This is a genomic window from Bradyrhizobium sp. USDA 3650 (assembly GCF_054057395.1).
Genome location: NZ_JBSRZG010000001.1, coordinates 7,584,716 through 7,604,743 on the forward strand (window position 1 = coordinate 7,584,716; position 20,028 = coordinate 7,604,743).

A 20,028-nucleotide genomic window follows, 5' to 3' on the forward strand; every position below is an offset into this window, starting at 1 on the left:
ACTCTCATGCGATAGTCCTGAGCCTTCGCGGGGCATGACGATCGGTTGGGTCTGCTTCATCTCACGCCGTGTGGGCCTTGTACGCCTCTTCGTCCATGAGACCGCCGAGCTCGCTCTTGTCGGCCATCTTGATCTTGAAGAACCACGCCTTGCCTTGCGCGTCCGAGTTTACGAGCGCCGGCTCGCTCGCGAGCTCGGGGTTGGTCTCGAGCACTTCGCCCGTAACAGGCGCGTAGACGTCTGATGCGGCCTTGACCGATTCCACGACGGCGGCGGCTTCCGCCTTCTTCAGCGTGCGGCCGAGCTTGGGCAATTCGACGAACACGACGTCGCCGAGCTGCGACTGCGCGTAGTCGGTGATCCCGACGGTGGCGACATCGCCGTCGATCGCGAGCCATTCGTGGTCGGAGGTGTAGAGCGTCGTGGTCATTTTCTCAGTCCTCAGCGTTTGTAGGTGTTTTTCACGAAGGGCATGGCGGCGATTTGCACGGCCAGGCGTTGGCCGCGCACCTCGGCGAAGAGTTTTGTGTCGATCGCGCTTGATCCGGTGGGCACATAGCCCATTGCGACCGGTGCATTCAGGCTCGGGCCGAAACCGCCCGAGGTGACCTTTCCGATCGGCTCGCCGGAGGTTGCGTCCGCAAACAGCAGCGCGCCCTCGCGCACCGGCGCGCGGCCCTCGGTGCGCAGGCCGACGCGGCGGCGGGATGCGCCGTGGTCGAAATGGGCCAGAATCTTTGCCGCGCCGGGGAAGCCGCCGGCACGCGCGCCGCCGGTGCGGCGGCTCTTCTGCACCGACCATTCCAGTGCGGCCTCGACCGGCGTGGTCGCGGTATCGATGTCGTGGCCGTAAAGACAAAGCCCGCCCTCGAGCCGCAGGCTGTCACGGGCGCCGAGCCCGATCGGCATGACGTCGGCGTTGTCCAGCAGCGCCTTGGCGAGCCGTTCGGCATCGCCGGCGGGGACCGAAATCTCGAAGCCGTCCTCGCCGGTATAGCCGGAGCGCGAGACGAAGCAGTCGAGGCCGGCAACCCGGTGCGGGCCGGAATCCATGAACTTCATGGCGGGCGCCTCTGCACATAATTTCGCCAGCGCCGATTCCGCCTTCGGCCCCTGCAGCGCGATCAGCGCGCGGTCGGCAAGCTGCTCGATGATGCAGTCGTCCGAGAGATTCGCGCGCAGATGCGCCTCGTCCTCGGCCTTGCAGGCGGCATTGACGACCAGGAAGAGGTGATCGCCGAAATTGGCGACCATCAGATCGTCCAGAATCCCGCCCTCGGCATTGGTGAACTGGGCGTAGCGCTGCCGGCCCGGCGCAATCGCCAAAATATCCTGCGGCACCAGCCGTTCCAGCGCGCGGGCGGCGTCCTCGACCTTGCCCGACTTCGGCCGGAGTGCGATCTGGCCCATGTGGGAGACGTCGAACAGGCCGGCTGCGTTGCGGGTATGAAGGTGCTCCTTCAGGACTCCGGCCGGATATTGCACCGGCATGTCATAGCCCGCGAACGGCACCATCTTGCCGCCGAGCGAGACATGCAGATCGTAAAGGGGGGTACGTTTCAGGGAGTCTTTGTCGTCACGCGCAAGCATCGGGGGGCCCTCGGCGGTTCCCCGGGAACGATTTCCCGTGGACACCAGTCGAAGCCCCATCTGTCGCTGTGCCTGAGAGTATTATCCCGTCGGCGGACGCTGTCCGGGCCTAAACCCGTCGGCGCCTCTTTCCAGATGCTGTCAAAGCCACGCGGTCCTTTTGCCTGAGAGTTTCCGGGGCGGTTGCTCCTTCGGCGCCGGCACCAGTGCCGGTCTCTCCCGACGTGGCCGTACGATACAGATGGGTAAAGACCACAGGCCGGCCAAGCCTGTCAACGCGGCTCAAGCAGCTTTCCAACGGATTACGCGACTGCGGCAACGCCTTGATCTGGCTGCACAGTTTCTGGACAGCGAAGCTGGCCTTGTCTAAAAGCGCTTTGACCCGCAGATATCAGCCCAAACTTGCGGTTTGGATGGCTGGAAGGCGGGTGCAAGCACACCCGATTGGATGAACATGAGCGGCGTCAACGAGATCAGGTCGACCTTTCTGAACTTCTTTGCCGAGAACGGCCACGAGATCGTGTCGTCCTCGCCATTGGTGCCGCGCAACGATCCGACGTTGATGTTCACCAATGCCGGCATGGTGCAGTTCAAGAACGTTTTCACCGGCGTCGAGAAGCGGCCTTATCAGCGCGCCACCACGTCGCAGAAATGCGTGCGCGCCGGCGGCAAGCACAATGATCTCGACAATGTCGGCTACACCGCGCGCCATCTCACTTTCTTCGAGATGCTCGGCAACTTCTCGTTCGGCGACTATTTCAAGGAGCGCGCGATCGAGCTGGCGTGGAAGCTGATCACCAAGGAATACGGGCTCAAGAAGGACAAGCTGCTCGTCACCGTCTACCACACCGACGACGAGGCGGCGGACCTCTGGAAGAAGATCGCGGGCTTCTCCGAGGATCGCATCATCCGCATTCCGACCTCGGACAATTTCTGGGCGATGGGCGACACCGGTCCGTGCGGGCCGTGCTCGGAGATCTTCATCGATCGCGGCGAGCACATCTGGGGCGGGCCGCCGGGCTCCCCGGAGGAGGACGGCGATCGCTTCCTCGAATTCTGGAATTTGGTGTTCATGCAGTACGAGCAGGTGACGAAGGAGGAGCGCGTGGCGCTGCCGCGTCCCTCGATCGACACCGGCATGGGGCTGGAGCGCATGGCCTCCATCATGCAGGGCGTCGACAGCGTGTTCGAGACCGACCTGTTCCGTCATTTGATCGATGCGACGGCGTCTGCTCTGGGAAGCGGACCGGACGAGAAGACCGTGGCCTCGTTCCGCGTCATCGCCGACCATCTGCGTTCCTCGGCCTTCCTCGTCGCCGACGGCGTGCTGCCCTCGAACGAGGGCCGCGGCTATGTGCTGCGCCGGATCATGCGCCGCGCGATGCGCCATGCGCAGCTGTTAGGTGCGCAAGAGCCGCTGATGCATCGCCTGGTCTGGGCGCTGGTGCGCGAGATGGGCCAGGCCTATCCGGATTTGATGCGCGCGGAAAATTTGATCGAGGAAACGCTGCGGCTGGAAGAGACCCGATTCCGCAAGACGCTGACGCGCGGCCTCGCCATTCTCGACGAGAAGAGCGCATCCTTGAAGAAGGGCGACATGTTCGACGGCGACGTCGCCTTCACGCTGTACGACACCTACGGCTTCCCGCTCGATTTGACGCAGGACGCGCTGAAGTCGCGCGGCATCAGCGTCGACCAGGCTTCCTTCACCGATGCGATGGAGCGCCAGAAGGCCAAGGCGCGCGAATCCTGGAAGGGGTCTGGCGAAGCTGCTTCCGAGGCGATCTGGTTCCCGCTGCGTGAGAAGCTGGGGGCAACCGAATTTCTGGGTTACGAGACCGAGAGCGCCGAAGGCGTTGTGACTGCGCTGGTCAAGGACGGCAAGGAAGCCACCAGCCTCAAGGCCGGCGACACCGGCGCGATCGTGCTGAACCAGACGCCGTTCTACGCGGAGTCCGGCGGCCAGGTCGGGGACACCGGCATATTGACCGGCGAGGGCGGCATCAAGTTCCGCGTCACCGATACGCAGAAAAAGCTCGGCGATTTCTTCGTTCATGTCGGCACGGTCGAGAGCGGCGAGCTGAAGCTCGGCACCGCGCTGCAGCTCGAAGTGGATCACGGCAGGCGCTTTTCGATCCGCGCGCACCATTCGGCCACGCATCTCATCCACGAGGCGCTGCGCCAGGTGCTCGGCGACCACATCGCCCAGCGCGGCTCGATGGTTGCGCCGGATCGACTGCGTTTCGACTTCGTGCATCCGAAGCCGATCACGGCAGAAGAACTTGCGCGCGTCGAGGACATCGCCAACGACGTGGTGCTGGAGAATGACGAAGTCTCGACCCGCGTCATGGGCGTGGAGGAGGCTCGCGAGGCCGGAGCGCGTGCGCTGTTCGGCGAGAAATATGGCGACGAGGTTCGCGTCGTCTCGATGGGCCGGACCGCGCGCGAGCGCGGCACCAACGCACTCGGCTGGTCGGTCGAGCTGTGCGGTGGCACGCATGTCAGGCGCACCGGCGACATCGGGCTGATCACGCTGACGGGCGAGAGCGCGGTTGCCTCCGGCGTGCGCCGCATCGAGGCTTTAACCGGCAACTACGCGCGAAAACACGCCAACGACACCATGGCGCTGGCAAAGACCGCGGCCCACGAGCTGCGCACCTCGATCGACGACGTTCCGGCGCGCATTGCCGCGCTGATGGAGGAGCGCAAGAAGCTCGAGCGCGAGCTCTCCGACGCCCGCAAGAAGCTGGCGATGGGCGGCGGTGCAGCTTCGAGCAACGGCGCGGCCTCCGGCGTGCGCGAGGTCGGCGACGTCAAGCTGATGGCGCGCGCGGTCGAGGGCGTCGAGATGAAGGATCTCAAGAGCCTTGCCGACGACGGCAAGAAGCAGATCGGCTCCGGCGTCGTCGCCATCGTCGGCGTCACCGAGGACGGCAAGGCCGGCGTGGTCGTCGGCGTCACCGCCGACCTCACCTCGCGCTTCAATGCGGTGAATCTGGTGAAGGTCGCCTCCGAAGCGCTTGGCGGCAAGGGCGGCGGCGGGCGACCCGACATGGCCCAGGCCGGCGGTCCCGATGGCGCGAATGCGGCCGCGGCGCTCACGGCGATCGAAAAAGCCATGATCGAACAAAAATCGGCCGGCGCGTAAGCAGGTGCGCCCCGTTCCGCGAGGACGTGGGCTTCGCGATCCCGATCTGAGGGATCGCCTCTACGAATTGCTGGAGCACGATCCGCTGGCCTACTCGGTCGGATCGCGCTTCATCCAGCTGGTCATCGGCGTCATCGTACTCGACGTCGCCGCGATGATCCTTGCCTCGGTGCCGGAGCTGGATGCGCAATTCGGCGCGCTGTTCGCGGGCATCTCCATCCTGTCCGTGATCGTGTTCGCGCTGGAATATGCCGCGCGGCTGTGGACGGTGGCGGGCCATACCCAGCGCCCGGCGTCCGCGCTGTCGGATCGGCTCAGTTATGTCTTCTCCGCACTCGGCATCATCGATCTCCTCGCGTTCCTGCCGGCTGCGATCGTGCTGGCCACGGGCCGGCATGCGACGCTGGCGGCGCTCGGCGTGCTGCCGTTCTTCAAGCTGGTGCGCTACTCGCCGGCGATGCGCTCGCTGCTCGCCGCCGTGCACGCCGAGCGGCGGGCGCTGATCGGCTGCATCGTCATCCTGATCGGCGCGGTTCTGACGTTTGCCTCGCTACTCTACGCCATCGAGCGCGACGTGCAGCCGGACAAGCTCGGCACCATTCCGCAGGCGATGTGGTGGGCGATCGTGACGCTCGGCACCGTCGGCTACGGCGACGTCGTGCCGGTGACGGCGCTCGGCAAGTTCATCTCCGTCTTCACCATCATCAGCGGATTCGCCATGATTGCGCTGCCGGTCGCGATCATCTCGACGGCCTTTGCGGAAGAGGTGAAGCGGCGGGACTTTGTGGTCACCTGGGGCATGCTGGCGCGGGTGCCCCTGTTCTCGCACCTCAGCGCATCCGAAATCGCCGACATCATGCGGCTGCTGCGGGCGCGCACGATCGAGCAGGGCGAGATCCTGGTGCGGCGAGGCGATGCGGCTTCATCGATGTATTTCATCACCGCCGGCGAGGTCGAGATCGCGCTGCCGAACCAGCAGGTGCGGCTCGCGGACGGCACCTTCTTCGGCGAGATCGCGCTGCTGCATAAGACAAAACGCAGCGGCACGGTGACGGCGACACGCAAGACCCGGCTGCTGGTGCTCGACGCCCAGGATTTTCACGCCCTGATCGAACGCATGCCGACGCTTGCCGCGCACGTCCACAAGACCGCAAAGGCGCGGCTGGAGGGGAGCGGCGATCTTGCGGTGGCGGAGCTGGCGCAGGCGGAGCGCGACGGCACCGACCGCTGAGGGCTCAGCCCTTCTTCAGGAAGACATACTCGGCCGAGTAGGGCGCACTCTTGAAGTCGCCGGCCTTGTCGCAAGAACCCTCGAGCTTGCCGCCATGGGTGTTGATGCGCTGAACCGTGGTGACGGGCGTGAGGACGCCGCTGCCCCGGTGGGTCGTCACTTCCAGTTTCAGCCAGGGAATGTCGGCCGCGGTCGCGCCCGGCGCGTTGCCGGCGACCTTGGCGGCCACGGCGCTGCCGTCGGCGTGCTCCCAGTTCGGCCCGGCATAATGCCGGCCGACCGTCTTGCCCTCGGACAGCAGCGTCGCGATCGGTTCGCGAAAAGCCCAGGCGAGCTTGCCGTCGGTGCCGGTCTTGCACTCATAGACCTGCGCGCCCTCGGCGTGGACGCTGAGCACGACGCTCTCGCCGGGCGCTGCGATGGCGTCGGGGAGCGGGTCAGCGGCCACAGCCGGTCCAGCGAGCAGCAACAGGCAGGGGACGGCAAGCTTGATCGACATGGTCGCATCTCCACGAAAGGTCTCAAAAAGAACGGGCCGCGCTTGCGGCGCGGCCCGTGATGATGTCCGGCCCAGTCCGGCGAAATTGCGGTCGGCTTACGCCGCCAGCGCCTTCCCGAGGTTCTCGGCGACCTTGTCGAGGAAGCCGGTGGTCGAGAGCCAGCGCTGGTCGGCGCCGACCAGGAGCGCGAGGTCCTTGGTCATGTAGCCTTCCTCGACGGTGTCGACGCAGACCTTCTCCAGGGTGTTCGCGAACTTGGCGAGCTCGGCATTGTTGTCGAGCTTGGCGCGGTGCGACAGGCCGCGGGTCCAGGCGAAGATCGACGCGATCGAGTTGGTCGAGGTCTCCTTGCCCTTCTGGTGCTCGCGGTAGTGGCGGGTCACCGTGCCGTGGGCGGCTTCGGCTTCCACCGTCTTGCCGTCGGGTGTGAGGAGGACCGAGGTCATCAGGCCGAGCGAGCCGTAGCCCTGTGCCACCGTGTCGGACTGCACGTCGCCGTCGTAGTTCTTGCAGGCCCAGACATAGCCGCCGGACCATTTCAGCGCCGAGGCGACCATGTCGTCGATCAGGCGGTGCTCGTAGGTCAGGCCCTTCGCGTCGAATTCCTTCTTGAACTCGCGCTCGTAGATGTCCTGGAAGATGTCCTTGAAGCGGCCGTCATAGACCTTCATGATCGTGTTCTTGGTCGAGAGATAGACCGGGTAGTTGCGCAGCAGGCCGTAGTTCAACGAAGCGCGGGCGAAGTCGATGATGGAATCGTCGAGATTGTACATCTGCATCGCGACGCCGGCGCCCGGGGTCTTGAACACTTCCTTCTCGATGACGGTGCCGTCCTCGCCGACGAACTTCATCGTCAGCGTGCCCTTGCCGGGGAACTTGATGTCGGTGGCGCGGTACTGGTCGCCATAGGCGTGGCGGCCGATGATGATCGGCTTGGTCCAGCCGGGAACCAGGCGCGGCACGTTCTTGCAGATGATCGGCTCGCGGAAGATCACGCCGCCGAGGATGTTGCGGATGGTGCCGTTCGGCGACTTCCACATTTGCTTGAGGTTGAACTCCTTCACCCGCGCTTCGTCCGGGGTGATGGTGGCGCACTTGACGCCGACGCCGACCTTCTTGATCGCCTCGGCGGCGTCGATGGTGACCTGATCGTTGGTGTGGTCGCGGTACTCCATTCCCAGGTCGAAATATTGCAGCTCGACATCCAGGAACGGGTTGATCAGCTTGTCCTTGATGTACTGCCAGATGATCCGGGTCATCTCGTCGCCATCGAGTTCGACGACGGGGTTGGACACCTTGATTTTTGCCATGATCGGGGAAGCCTCTTGGGAACGGCGCTTTGGCGCGCCACGGGAATATCCGCCGCCTCTTAGCACCTGATAGCAGCGGGCGAAAGCCAAGGGATTATGCACTTTTAGCTCATCCAGCCTCCGCAGATGGGGGGCGGGAGCAGCCCTGCCGCGGGGACCGGGCTGAGGTTTCAGGCGAGATTCAAAAGTCGAATCCAACCCATTATTTCCCTTGAGAATTTCGTCAGGACAGGCAAACGACAGGCGGACGGGCAGCCGGCCCAAGACTGGGTCAAATCCGGGTCGAGACCAGGTCAGGACCGGCCTTGAATCAATTCATCAGAGCGCCTGTCCAAGACCTTGAGAACCAGTGTGAAAGCGAAGCGAGATGTCCGGGACTGACAAAAGCAAAGCGGGCCTTTCCCTCGACGGTCCCATCGTCATCCTGGTCGAGCCGCAGCTTGGCGAAAACATCGGCATGGCCGCGCGCGCCATGGGCAACTTCGCACTGAGCCGATTGCGCATCGTCAATCCTCGCGACGGCTGGCCCAACATCGCCGCCCAGCGCGCCGCAGCCGGGGCCGACTATATTCTGGACAAGGTCGAATTGTTCGACACGGTCGGGGAGGCCGTCGCCGACCTCGACCTGCTGTTCGCCACCACCGCGCGCCCTCACGACCAGGCCAAGCCGGTGGTGGGACCGGAAGCCGCAGCTAGCGAGATTTCCGGGCACGTCGCGGCGGGCGGCAAGGCCGGTATCCTGTTCGGCCGCGAGCGCTGGGGCCTGACCAACGAGGAGGTCGGGCTCGCCAACCGCATCATCACCTTCCCGGTCAATCCAGGCTTTGCCTCGCTCAACCTCGCCCAGGCCGTGCTCTTGGTCGGCTACGAATGGTTCAAGCGGGCGACCTCCGGCGAGCTGCCGCACGCCATGCCGGAGCGCTCCGAGCGCGCCTCGCAGCACCAGATGCAGGCATTCTTCGACAATCTCATCCGCGAGCTCGACCGGGTCGAATTTCTGCGCCCGGCCGAGAAGCGCGACACCATGCTGGTGAACCTGCGCAACATCTTCACCCGGATGGAGCCGACCAAGCAGGACATGCACACCCTGCACGGGGTGGTGATGGCCATCGCTGAAGGGCGCAAAGGCCCGGCCAAGGGCGGCGTGCTCGACGGCGAGCAGGCCACGCGGCTGCGCGCGCTGCTGGCCGAGCACGGGCAGGGCGGCGGTGTGCCCGACAGCGGCTCGACCGTGCGCGGCCTCGCCCGCCTGCTCCGCCGCAACCCGACCGATGCCGAGCGCCTGCTCTGGCAGGCGCTCACCCGTGACCGCCGTTTCGCAGGAGGGTTCAAGCGCCAGACCCCTGTGGGGCGGCACATCCCGGACTTCGTCTCGTTCCCGCACCGGATCGCGATCGAGCTGGTGAACGCGGGTGAGAACGAGGCGATCGTCGCGGATCGGGCATCGCGGCGGACGTGGCTCGAGGCGCGGGATTATCGGGTGATCGAGATGCGGGCTGCGGATGTGGAGCGGGATATCGAGGCGGAGCTGGCGCGGCTGCAGGGGATGATCGAGCAGAGCATGTAGGTCTCGTAGGGTGGATTAGCGAAGCGTAATCCACCTCTTCTCGTGCCGCGGCCAAAGTGGTGGATTACGCTTCGCTAATCCACCCTACGAAGTGCGCCCGAGCTGTACGTCGCGGTCGACCGCAATCCATGTCGTGCGCGCCACCGCCAGCAACTTTCCGGCTCCATCATGCACCGCCGCCTCGGCCGTGCGTTTGCGGCCGTCGCGGCCGATGGGCCAGGCGGTGATGATGCAACGCTCTCTGCGGCGCGGGCGGGCCTCGATCCGCGCTGACATCCGCCCCAGCAGCAGCGGTGCCTTGTCGAAGCTGCCGCTCTGCTGATCGCAGTTGCAGGCGAAGCCGGTCGGACAATCGAGCGCCGACCAGAGAAATTCGGGGGCGATCAGGCCGTCCTCGGCGGCGAGATTCTGATCCGGCGTCCAGCTTGCCGCGAGAACGGCGTTGTGACCACGGAGCGAGCCGGCAAAAATGCGCAGGCCGTCGCCTTTTGCCCTTGAAGGACCGCACACGAAACATGTCGGCAGGGGGTGTTCGTGCGGTTTGACCGGCGTCAGCAATTCGGCGGCGCGGGCCTCCTCGAAGCTGGCTGTTTCCACGCGCGCAAGCTCGACGCTTGCCGGCCGCCCGGTCGCGACGATCTTGTCGCCGTCGCGAAGCTCCCATGTGCCGTCGTTCGTCGCGACCGCATCAAGCGGCGTGTCCAGCGGCGGCGGTGCGCGCAGCGTTATCTCCGCGGCGCCGGGAATGTGGCGGGCCAGCCGGCCGCAGACATAGCCGCCGTTGCCGGAGTTCGGAGGACCGCAAAAGCGTTTGTCGATGATGATCTGTGTCATCGGTTTTGTTCTCTCTTCCCCGTGCACTTTACCTGATCTTGAGGACAATTCGCCCCTGAACCGTTCGGTTGGCCACGGCACGCATGGCTTCGCCGGCCTCCTCCAAAGGGAGGACGCGATCGATATGCGGGCGGATTTTTCCGCCGGCCAGCAATTGCATCAGCGTGGCATTCATACGCGCAGCGTCCGCGGGAAATTTCTCCGCCCAGGCGCCGAGGAAGACCCCGAGGATGGAATAGTTCTTCAGCAGCGGAAGGTTCATCGGGAGCTGGGGAATTTCGCCGCTGGTGAAGCCGATCGGCATCAGCCGTCCGCCCCATTTCATCGACCGGGCCATCTGCTGGAATATCGCGCCGCCGAGATTGTCGAAGCCGATATCGATGCCTTCGCCGCCGGTGATCGCCTTGATCCGGTCGCGCAGATCCTCGCTGCGATAGTTGACGATTTCGCCAGCCCCATAATTGCGGACGAGGGCACCCTTGTCATCGGAGCCGATACCGGCGACGACGCGCAGGCCCAGATGGCGGCCGAGATCGACGGCGGCAAGGCCAACTCCGCCGGCCGCACCGGTGACGAACAGCGTTTCGCCGCGCTGCGCCCTGGCCCGCTCGACCAGCGCATAATAGGCCGTGCCGTAATTGTGCAGGACCGTCGCCGCGGCCTCGAACGCGACGCCTTCCGGCAGAAGCACGCACTTTGAGTCCTTCGCTATCATCCGTTCGGCGTAGCTGCCGGTCCAGGCGCTGCATGCCACGCGGTCGCCGGGCGCGAATGCCGTGACCTCGTCGCCGACCGCGACGACGATGCCGGATGCTTCCGTGCCGGGCACGAAGGGCGTCGGCGGCCGCATCTGGTAGAGGCCCGAGACCATCAACTGGTCCATGAAGCTGACGGAGGCCGCATGGACGTCGATCAGGATCTCGTCGCCGGAGGGCTTCGGCTCGTCGATTTCACTAAGGCGCAAATCGGCGGGGCCAGTGAATGAGCTGCATAGAACTGCTCTCATCGCGTCACTCCAGCGCATTGTCCATATTTGGCAGGTTCTCTTAACGGCGTCGCATATCCCGCGACGAGTTTGACGAAATCTGCCTGTCGCGCTGCACCGGTTTTTTCAAACAGGCGCCGGACATGCGTCTTGATTGTCGTGTTGGCGACGCCGAGCGCCGCCGCCACTTCGGGAACGCCGCCGAGTTCGACAATCGCGAGCATCACACGCAACTCGGTCGGCGTCAGTTTGAATGCCCTGCCGATCACTTCGGAACGAGACGGTAGCATCAGCGCCGCCCTGCGGACGAACAGCGCTGCGACGGCGCTGTAGGCGACACCCCCACGTCGGCGTGCGCCGGAAGTCAACGGCAGAGCATGGGCGACGTGGCGCTTCCCATCCCGCCCGATCATCGGCACCGCGATCCCGTCGGCGCCGAGGAACGCGTTTTCCTGCCCGGCGGCTGCGAAAAAATGCTGCAGGGTCCGGTTGATCGTCGGATCGCAAGCCGCGAGATGCCCGCGGATCTCAAACAGGATGTCGCGCGCTTCGATCATGTCCTGCCCGGCAGTATTGGCGTGGATGAGACGGGCATCCGCGTCAACGAGATAAAGGCCGACGTCAAGCCCATCCAGCGTATCGGCAAACGTGGCGGCTTCCGCCGACATCCGGGGAATAGCTGATATTGCATTCATTGCGACGCTCCGGCAGGCCGAGGCGGCTGGCGATCTTCCGTGCGGCGGCCGAAAAGCCGTGGCAGCAGCATGGGAACACGTCGGCGATAGTCCTGGTAGGTCGCGCCGAACTCGGCGATCAGGTCGCGCTCCTCGAACTGAAGCGCGGCCAGGATGTAGGCGGTGTTTGCGAGCGCAAACAGAAGGTGGCCAACGGTCATCTCGGGCGTGGCCCAGAACGCGAGCAGGAAGCCGAGCATGATGGGATGGCGCACGATCTTGTAGAGCAGCGGTGTTCTGAACGATTGACCTGGTATCTCGCTCCCGCGGAACGCGACGAAAGCCTGGCGCAGGCCGAACAGATCGAAATGATCGATCATGTGGGTCGAGGCGAACGCGATCAGCCAGCCGAGCCAATGCACCCCGATCAGCAACCAGGCCGCTATGCCAGTGGTCTGCCAGATCGGTGCCGGGATCGGACGCCACTGCCAGAACAGCAGCAGCAGGATCAGGCTGGAGAGCAGCACATAGGTGCTGCGCTGGCAGGCGAGGGGCAGGAATTTGGCCGACCATCGTTTGAAAGCCGGCCGTGCCATCACGCTGTGCTGGATCGCAAACAGGCTCATCAGCAGCAGGTTGACGACGACGGCCACGCTTAGGTCGGTGGAGGTGCCGAGATCGATCGACTTACCGATCGACATGTCGATCGACTTGGGCACGACATAATTGCCGACGAAACCGAGCGCATAGAGAAATGAGACCGTGAAGATCACGTAGCTCACGATGGCGTAGAGCAGGATCAGGAGGCGCGAGATCATGTTTTTTCCTATTGTGCCTGATGCAGCCGTGCCGCATGGATGAGCCTGAATTGCTCGCCCGCGAGCAGGCTCGATCTGCCCCGACTGCTATTGCTGGACCGTCCCCTGTGCGTCCCCCGGGGGCGCCGCAAGGGGAGGGAGGACTTTCATGACGGCTTTCTCGCTGGGGACGTTCGGGTTCCCGGAGGTCCACGCCGACGGCCGCCCGATCAAATTGGCCCTGCGCAAGGGCCTCGCGCTGCTGGTCTATCTGGCGGAAGCCAAGGGCGCTGTGGCCCGCGAAATCGTGGCCACGCTGCTGTGGCCTGAAACTGACCGCGAGACCGGGCTTGCGCGATTGCGGCGCCTGCTTCACCGCATCGAGCTGACACTCGGTCAGCAGGTGTTCGAGACCGACCGGACCAGTCTGCGATGGTCTCCGGCAGTCGCGTTGCAGGTCGATGCACATCTGTTCGAGAGCGCCTGCGATCGCGGTGACTTTGACGAAGCCTGCCAGATCTATCGGGGAGATTTCCTCGCAGGCTTCTCGCCGGAGGACTGTCCGGAATTCGACGACTGGGCGTTCTTCCGCCGCGAGGCGCTGCGGGGACGGTTGATGCACGCGCTGGAGCGCCTGGTGCAGGACAAGACCGCCGCCAGCGACTACTTTTCCGCGGCCACCCATGCGACCCGTCTGGTCGAGCTCGATCCTTTGAGCGAGGTCTACGGTCGGCATCTGCTCCGCAGCCTGCTGCTGGCGGGTGACCGCAGCGCGGCAGAACGGCACCACGCGGCACTGACGCAGCGGCTCAAGGACGAGCTTGGCGTTGCGCCCGAGGCCGAGACCGAGTCGTTGATGAGTCCTGCGGCGGCATACGCCGTTCCAGCGACGCGCTACGTCAAGGGCGCCGGCGTGCATCTGGCATATCAGACCTATGGCAGCGGTCCGCTCGATATCCTGGTCATGCCCGGCTTCGTGTCGCATGTGGAACGCGCCTGGGAGCATCCCGCGAGCCGGACGTTTCTGGCGTCATTGATGAAGTTGGGGCGACTGATCGTGTTCGATCGTCGCGGCATCGGGTTGTCCGACCGGGTCGGATCGGCGCCCGATATCGACGGCACCGCGGAGGATATCGGCACGGTGCTCCGCGCGACCGGCTCGCGCCGCGTCGTGCTGTTCGGCGCATCCGAGTGTGGACCAGCCTGCATCAAATTTGCGGTCGATGAACCGCGTCTCGTGGCCGGACTCATCCTGTTCGGTGCACTGGCCAAGGGCTGCTGGTCGCAGGACTATCCGCACGCGTTGCGGGCCAGCCAGTACGACGCCTGGAGCAAGCACCTCATCGCGCAATGGGGAGGTCCGGTGGAGATTGAGACCTTTGCGCCCAGCCTTGCCGGCGATCCCCAGGCCCGCGCCTGGTGGGCCGGGCTATTGCGCGCGGCGTCCAGTCCCGGCGGCATCTCGGCGGTGCTCGAGGCGTTTCGCGACGCCGACGTGCGGCAGCTTTTGCCGCAGATTGCCATGCCGACACTGGTGCTGCATCGTCGGGACGACAAGGCCGTACGGATCGCGGCCGGCCGCGATGTGGCGAGCCGGATCAAAGGTGCGCAATTCGTCGAGCTCGACGGCAATGATCATTGGTTCTTTGCGGGTGATCAGGGGCCGGTGCTGGAGGCGATCAGGCGGTTCATTGCTGCGTTACCGAGGGAGCGGCTGCGAGTGCTGTAGCCCGGATGAGCGCAGCGACGTCCGGGGACGGTGGTCCCGCATGTCGCTGCGCTCATGCGGGCTACGGGATGGGAGCGATCACACCGCCTCTAACTGATCCGCCGCGCGCTTCTTCTTCGCCTTCGACTGGCTGAGCAGGGGGCCTGCCGTCAGCGCCGCCGTATCGGCCACGCCCGGATCGCGCGACACCATCGCCGCGACGATGGCGCCGTCGATCAACAGCCCGAGCTGATGTGCGAGCACGAGGGGCTCGTTCGAACCGAGCTCGCCGGCGAGCTTCTCGATGTGGCCGAGCACGATCTTCTTGTGCTTCATCGCGATGTTGCGGAACTGCTTGGCGTCCTTGTCGTGCTCGCCGACCGCATTGATGAAGGGGCAGCCGTAGAAGCGCTCTTCGGCGAACCAGCTCTTCAGGGCCGGGAAGATGCGCGTGAGTTTGGCTTGCGCATCGCCGCCGCCTTCTTCCATGGCGCCGATGAACCATTCGCGCCACTGCTTGCCTTCGCTCTCCAGCACCGCGTTGACCAGATTGGTCTTGGAGCCGAACAATTTATAGAGCGTGGTCTTCGCGGTGCCGGCTTCCGCGATGATCGCGTCGATACCGGTGGCGTTGATCCCGTTCTTGCAGAACAGATGCGTCGCGGCGCTGAGCAGGCGTCCGCGCGCGGACTCGTCGTCACTGGCGCCGCCGTGCGGCGAATGAGACTTCTTCTTTGACGTCTTGTTCGGTGAGGGCTTGGCCATGAGTCCAAACTTACCCGCAGCCGCGCCGCATCAGCAAGCCGCATCTGTCCGCGCTGAAAAGATTCGCACGGGAAAGCCCGTCTGCATCGCCTTTGAGCAAACGGCGGCTGATCAATCCGCAGGCAGTGTTCGCTAAGCGGCTCCAATGCTTCGCCTTTTGATTTTGGCTGGCTCTGGCACGCTCCATGCAAGGAAACAGACCGTTCGGTATCCTACCGATTTCCACTTCTGCCAGGGAGAAGATGATGACTGCCGTCGTTCAGAAGACAGTGCTGACGGGTTGCCTCGCGCCCATCGACAAGAATGGCCTCGAGCAACTGATCGCCAACGGTAAGGCCAATCCGAAGGTCATCAAGACCTTGAAGTGCAAGACGGTCGCGGAAGGCAAATTCCGCCACGCCAACTACATCCGCAATTTGCAGCCCTACATCGTCGACGAGCCGCCCGGTCTGCTCGGCGACGACACTGCGCCCAATCCGTCCGAGGCCTCGCTCGCCGCGCTGGGCTCCTGCCTCGCCGTCGGCCTGCACGCCAACGCCGTGCATCGCGGCTGGATCGTCAACAAGCTCGAGCTCGAGCTCGAGGGCGATCTCAACATCACCGCCGTCTGGGGCACCGGCGATGTCTCCGACAAGCCGGTCGGCTTCACCGACGTCCGCGTCAAGGTCGACATGGAATGTGAGGGGATCTCGCCGGACGAGATCAATGCGCTGGTCGCCCATGTGAAGCAATGGTCGCCGGTCGCCAACACCTTCACCCGCCCGGTCAATCTCGAGGTCGGCATCTCGTAGACGGCAACAGGACAAGGTGCGGGAGACGATCATGGGTTCACTGGCTTTATCACGGGCCGAGATTTTGGATCAGCCCGCACCGTCCATTGCAGGAGAGGTGGCGCGGATCGCGCGGGAGCAGCTCGCGCCGCTCGCCGCCGGCATCGACGACGGCACCGTCTATCCCGCCGATGTGCTGCGCAAGTTCGGCGAGGTCGGCGCCTGGGGCAGTCACGTGCCGCACGAAGGGCCTGCCGATCTGCGCTGTGCCATTCAGGCGATGGCGGCGATCGGTGAGGTCTGCGGCAGTACCGCCTTCATGGCATGGTGCCAGAACACACTGGTCTGGTACGCCGCCAACTCGACCAACATGAAGCTGGCAAAGCGCTTCGGCGATGCGTTCTCCACCGGCCGCGTGCTCGGCGGCACCGGGCTGTCCAATCCGATGAAGAGCTTTTTCGGCATCGAAAAGCTCAAGCTGAAGGGGCGCAAGGTCGAGGGCGGCTACATCGTGCGCGGCGCGCTGCCCTGGGTCTCCAATCTCGGCCCCGACCATTATTTCGGCACCATCTTCGAGCGCGAGGACGAGCCGGGCACTGTCATGTTCCTGGCCGACTGCTCGGACCCCGCGATCACGCTGACGCCGTGCAAGCCGTTCCTCGCCATGGACGGCACCGGGACCTATGGCGTGCAGTTCCGTGACGCCTTCGTGCCCGACGAGCTGATCCTGGCCGATCCCGCCGGCCCCTTCGTGAAGAGGATCCGCGCCGGTTTCATCCTGCTTCAGGCCGGCATGGCGCTGGGGCTCATCAAGGACTGCATCAACATCATGGACGAGGTCGACAATCCTCTCGGTCACATCAACCGCTATTTGCCGCAACAGCCGGTGCACTTCCGCGATCTCGCCGCCGAGCTCGAGGCCGAGACCATGGCGCTGGCGCGCGATCCCTACAATGAAGAGGAGACCTACTGGCGCAAGGTGATTGCGCTCAGGCTTCGCGCCGGCGAGGCCAGCGTCGCGGCGGCGCATGCGGCGATGCTGCATTGTGGCGCGCGCGGCTACCTCAAGTCCCACCGCGCGCAGCGCCGCCTGCGCGAGGCCTATTTCGTCGCGATCGTCACGCCTGCCACCAAGCAGCTGCGCAAGATGCTCGCCGATTCCTGAGTTTTACGAGCCCACCCACCATCTAACCTCAACGGAGAGGCTGCCAATGACGGACGTTCTGATCTCTGCCAGCGAACTTGCCGATCTCTTGAAAACCGAGCCCTGTGTCGTGATCGACACCCGCAACCCCGACGCCTATGGCGCCGGGCACCTTCCCAACGCCGTGAACGTGCATGAGATATTCACGTTTCTTGCGACCTCGACGCCGGAAGGCATGAGCGAGCTGAAGACCAAGTTCGCCGATGCCTTTGGCGGAGCCGGCCTGTCCGGCAAGGAGACGGCCGTGATCTACGAGCAGTCGATGAACTCCGGCTTCGGCCAATCCTGCCGCGGCTACTACCTGCTCACCATGCTCGGTTATCCCAAGATCAAGGTGCTGCATGGCGGCTTCGATGCCTGGGCGGCCGCAGGTCTTCCGGTGACGAAGGATGTGCCGGCGCCGGCGAAGGCGTCGTTCGGAATCGTGCCCGAAGCGGGCGATATCCTGATCGACGCCAAGACCATGCTGGGGGCGGTCGGCAAGCCGGGCGTCGCCATTCTCGACGTGCGCGACGTCGACGAATGGATCGGCGACAGCTCTTCTCCGTATGGGAAGGATTTCTGCCCGCGCAAAGGCCGCATCCCCGGCGCGGTGTGGCTGGAATGGTATCGCATGATGAAGCCGACCGCCGAGGGCCCGCGCTTCAAGTCCAAGGACGAGATTTTGGCGGAATGCGCCACTGTCGGCATCTCGCCGTCCACGCCGGTCTATCTCTACTGCTTCAAGGGCGCGCGCGCCTCGAACACGTTCCTGGCGCTGAAGAACGCCGGCGTGAAGGACGTGCGGATGTATTTCGGCTCCTGGAACGAATGGTCGCGCGATCCGTCGCTGCCGATCGAGCAGGGACTGCCGATCGCATCGGAGGTGACGACCAAGGCGGCGTGATCGCCGCTAGCCGCCAGCCCGCGGACGGGGCGCGATTCCCAGCGCCTTGATCCGCGAGGCCAGCGTGGTCGGCTTGATATCCAGCATCTCGGCCGCGCCGCCGGGGCCGAACACTTTTCCGGCGCAGCCCTCGAGCGCGGCCAGGATGTTGGCGCGCTCGTGGTCGCGCATTTCAGATGACGTCATCACAGCGGGCCGTGCGTCAGCCTTCTGCCGCGCGGCGCCGGCTGGGGCCTGTGTGCCGGAGGGATCGGGCAGATCGATCCGCAAACGGCCGTTCTGCGACAGGATCGCAGCGCGCTCGATCACGTTCTGTAGTTCGCGGACATTGCCCGGCCAGTCATAGCGCGTCAGCCGACGCGCGTCGCCTTCCGACAAGCGCAGATTCGATTTCAGCGCCTTGCTCTCGCGCGTCAGAAAATGCTGCGCGAGCAGCGCAATGTCCTCGCGCCGTTCGCGCAGGGGCACCGTCTCGATCGGAAACACGTTGAGGCGGAAATAGAGGTCCTCGCGAAAACGCCCGCGCTGCACTTCCTGCTTGAGGTCGCGGTTGGTCGCGGCGATGACGCGGACGTCGACCGCGCGGGTGCGCTCCTGGCCGACGCGCTCGAAATTGCCCTCCTGCAATACGCGCAGCAGCTTGCCCTGTAATTCGAGTGGAATCTCGCCGACCTCGTCGAGGAACAGCGTGCCGCCATCAGCAAGCTCGAACCGGCCGATGCGGTCGCGCGTCGCGCCGGTGAAGGCGCCGCGGACATGGCCGAAGAACTCGCTCTCGAACAATTCGCGCGGGATCGCGGCGCAATTGACGCGGATCAGCGGCCGGTCGCTGCGGGTGGAATCCTCGTGAATGGCGCGCGCGATCAACTCCTTGCCGGTGCCGGACTCGCCGGTGATCATCACCGCCGCGCTGGTCGGCGCCACCAGCTTGACTTGGCGCAGCGTCGTCTGGATCGCCTCGCTGCCACCGATGATGCCGCGCGGATTGGTCTCGATGCGGATTTCTTCCTGGAGGTAGGCGTTTTCGAGCTCGAGCCGTTCGCGGAGGCGATCGACCTCGGCGAGCGCGGCGTGCAGCTTCTCGTCGGCCTCGCGCCGCTGGCTGACGTCGCGAAACACCACGACAGCGCCGACCACCACGCCGCGGTCGCGGATCGGGGTGGAGGTGTATTCGACCCAGGCCGGCGAGCCGTCCTTGCGCCAGAATACCTCGCCGTCGACCTGGTGCACCGCGCCGTCGCGGAACGCCGCGTAGATCGGGCAGTCATGGTTGTGATAGTGCCGCCCGTCATGGTGGGTGTGATGCATGATGGGATGGATTTCCTTGCCGACCAGCTCCTCGGCCGTCCAGCCCAGCATCCGCTCGGCGGCGGGGTTCACGAAGGTGGTCTTTCCTTCCGCGTTGACGCCGTAAATGCCTTCGCCGGCGGCGCGCAGGATCAGCTGGTTCTCGCGCTCGATGTCCTGGAACACGCGCTCGACCCGCTGCCAGGTCGAGATGCCGCTGCGCATGTGGTCTTCAGCCGCGGCATCGACATTGCGGCGGCGGCGCGCGTCGAGATCGGTCAGGGTGAGCTGGACCAGCGTGCGTCCGTCATGGGGCAGGGCGCAGCCGGCATATTCGAGCCGGAGATTTTGCCCGGTGGCATGGCGTGGGTTCAGCGCCGTGGTCCAATAGGCGCCTTTGTGCAGCACGGCCTGGGTGAACACGGTCAACGCCGGAAGCTCGCCGGCATGCAGCGTGCTCGGCCTGGTCTGGCGCAGCAGCGCGCGGTCGTAGCCGAGCAGGGCGCAGGCGGCAGGATTGGCATCGACGATCTGGTCGCCGAAGGGATCGACCAGCAGCGTCGCTTCGACCGAGGATTCGAAGGCCGCGACGCGCGGATCGATGGTCGGGGCCACATCGTCGTGGGCGAGTATTGGCGTCGTTGCCATTACGAAATCTCGTTATTCAACTACGAAATGTCGTTTATCACGAATTTTCGTAATGACCAAGTGCGAGCGAAAGTGCTGCGTCATCAAGGCACTGGCCGGCCTGGAGGTGATGGCATGCTCCTTG

The 20,028-nt window shown here is 64.9% G+C and carries 17 protein-coding genes and 1 riboswitch; of the genes, 7 read left to right on the forward strand and 10 right to left on the reverse strand.

The genetic code is table 11. The annotated features are described in order from the left end of the window. Positions 1-61 precede the first annotated feature (61 nt). Together gcvH and gcvT are read right to left on the reverse strand one after the other, a co-directional pair. Entirely contained in the window at positions 62-430 is a 369-nt protein-coding gene (gcvH, locus tag ACVIN2_RS35685; protein WP_456769191.1) for a glycine cleavage system protein GcvH, read from the reverse strand. Positions 431-441: 11 nt separating this feature from the next. Continuing rightward, positions 442-1,590, reverse strand: coding sequence for a glycine cleavage system aminomethyltransferase GcvT (gcvT, locus tag ACVIN2_RS35690; RefSeq protein WP_456769192.1), 1,149 nt, complete (start codon positions 1,588-1,590; stop codon positions 442-444). 143 nt (positions 1,591-1,733) lie between these two features. Further along, positions 1,734-1,822, reverse strand: a riboswitch (glycine riboswitch). A 222-nt stretch (positions 1,823-2,044) separates the two neighbouring features. Between gcvT and alaS the strand changes: the two genes are divergently transcribed. Next, a complete protein-coding gene (alaS, locus tag ACVIN2_RS35695) occupies positions 2,045-4,738 on the forward strand; it encodes an alanine--tRNA ligase (RefSeq protein WP_456769193.1) in 2,694 nt (897 codons plus the stop codon). 4 nt (positions 4,739-4,742) lie between these two features. Continuing rightward, positions 4,743-5,969, forward strand: a complete 1,227-nt coding sequence (locus tag ACVIN2_RS35700; protein WP_456769194.1) for a cyclic nucleotide-gated ion channel — start codon at positions 4,743-4,745, stop codon at positions 5,967-5,969. Between the two features lie 4 nt (positions 5,970-5,973). Here the strand turns inward: ACVIN2_RS35700 and ACVIN2_RS35705 are convergent, their stop codons facing one another. Beyond that, entirely contained in the window at positions 5,974-6,468 is a 495-nt protein-coding gene (locus tag ACVIN2_RS35705) for a DUF3455 domain-containing protein (protein WP_456769195.1), read from the reverse strand. A gap of 96 nt (positions 6,469-6,564) precedes the next feature. Next, positions 6,565-7,779, reverse strand: coding sequence for an NADP-dependent isocitrate dehydrogenase (locus ACVIN2_RS35710; protein WP_018456365.1), 1,215 nt, complete (start codon positions 7,777-7,779; stop codon positions 6,565-6,567). A gap of 367 nt (positions 7,780-8,146) precedes the next feature. On the opposite strand from ACVIN2_RS35710, the gene ACVIN2_RS35715 reads away from it, so the two are divergent. Next, positions 8,147-9,346, forward strand: coding sequence for a TrmJ/YjtD family RNA methyltransferase (locus ACVIN2_RS35715; RefSeq protein WP_456769196.1), 1,200 nt, complete (start codon positions 8,147-8,149; stop codon positions 9,344-9,346). An 84-nt stretch (positions 9,347-9,430) separates the two neighbouring features. On the opposite strand, the gene ACVIN2_RS35720 is transcribed toward ACVIN2_RS35715, so the two are convergent. From ACVIN2_RS35720 to mddA, 4 genes are read right to left on the reverse strand one after another with little or no spacing between them, the layout of a single operon-like run. After that, positions 9,431-10,180, reverse strand: coding sequence for a hypothetical protein (locus ACVIN2_RS35720; RefSeq protein WP_456769197.1), 750 nt, complete (start codon positions 10,178-10,180; stop codon positions 9,431-9,433). Positions 10,181-10,208: 28 nt separating this feature from the next. After that, positions 10,209-11,186, reverse strand: coding sequence for an NADPH:quinone oxidoreductase family protein (locus ACVIN2_RS35725; RefSeq protein WP_456769198.1), 978 nt, complete (start codon positions 11,184-11,186; stop codon positions 10,209-10,211). After that, positions 11,183-11,833 carry a helix-turn-helix transcriptional regulator gene (locus ACVIN2_RS35730; protein WP_456769199.1) on the reverse strand — a complete coding sequence of 217 codons (651 nt, stop codon included), beginning with the start codon at positions 11,831-11,833 and terminating at the stop codon, positions 11,183-11,185. The genes ACVIN2_RS35725 and ACVIN2_RS35730 overlap by 4 nt, the downstream gene beginning before the upstream one ends. A gap of 23 nt (positions 11,834-11,856) precedes the next feature. Next, complete coding sequence (mddA, locus tag ACVIN2_RS35735; RefSeq protein WP_456769200.1) at positions 11,857-12,657, reverse strand: methanethiol S-methyltransferase; 801 nt, start codon at positions 12,655-12,657, stop codon at positions 11,857-11,859. A 148-nt stretch (positions 12,658-12,805) separates the two neighbouring features. Here mddA and ACVIN2_RS35740 point away from each other — a divergent pair, with 148 nt between their 5' ends. Continuing rightward, positions 12,806-14,365 carry an alpha/beta fold hydrolase gene (locus tag ACVIN2_RS35740; protein WP_456769201.1) on the forward strand — a complete coding sequence of 520 codons (1,560 nt, stop codon included), beginning with the start codon at positions 12,806-12,808 and terminating at the stop codon, positions 14,363-14,365. A gap of 78 nt (positions 14,366-14,443) precedes the next feature. Here the strand turns inward: ACVIN2_RS35740 and ACVIN2_RS35745 are convergent, their stop codons facing one another. Beyond that, positions 14,444-15,109, reverse strand: coding sequence for a TetR/AcrR family transcriptional regulator (locus ACVIN2_RS35745; RefSeq protein WP_456769202.1), 666 nt, complete (start codon positions 15,107-15,109; stop codon positions 14,444-14,446). Between the two features lie 245 nt (positions 15,110-15,354). Between ACVIN2_RS35745 and ACVIN2_RS35750 the strand changes: the two genes are divergently transcribed. The 3 genes from ACVIN2_RS35750 to ACVIN2_RS35760 are packed head-to-tail and all read left to right on the forward strand — an operon-like array spanning position 15,355 to position 17,969. Further along, positions 15,355-15,900 (forward strand): OsmC family protein, encoded by a 546-nt coding sequence (locus ACVIN2_RS35750; RefSeq protein ID WP_456769203.1) that lies wholly within the window; start codon positions 15,355-15,357, stop codon positions 15,898-15,900. 31 nt (positions 15,901-15,931) lie between these two features. Continuing rightward, on the forward strand, positions 15,932-17,044 hold the full coding sequence (locus tag ACVIN2_RS35755; protein ID WP_456769204.1) for an acyl-CoA dehydrogenase family protein: 1,113 nt from the start codon (positions 15,932-15,934) through the stop codon (positions 17,042-17,044). A 46-nt stretch (positions 17,045-17,090) separates the two neighbouring features. After that, positions 17,091-17,969: a sulfurtransferase gene (locus tag ACVIN2_RS35760; RefSeq protein ID WP_456769205.1), complete on the forward strand. Its 879-nt coding sequence runs from the start codon at positions 17,091-17,093 to the stop codon at positions 17,967-17,969. A gap of 6 nt (positions 17,970-17,975) precedes the next feature. On the opposite strand, the gene ACVIN2_RS35765 is transcribed toward ACVIN2_RS35760, so the two are convergent. Continuing rightward, the gene (locus tag ACVIN2_RS35765; protein WP_456769206.1) at positions 17,976-19,904 is read right to left on the reverse strand and encodes a sigma 54-interacting transcriptional regulator; all 1,929 of its coding nucleotides are present in this window, start codon (positions 19,902-19,904) and stop codon (positions 17,976-17,978) included. Between the last annotated feature and the right edge of the window lie 124 nt (positions 19,905-20,028).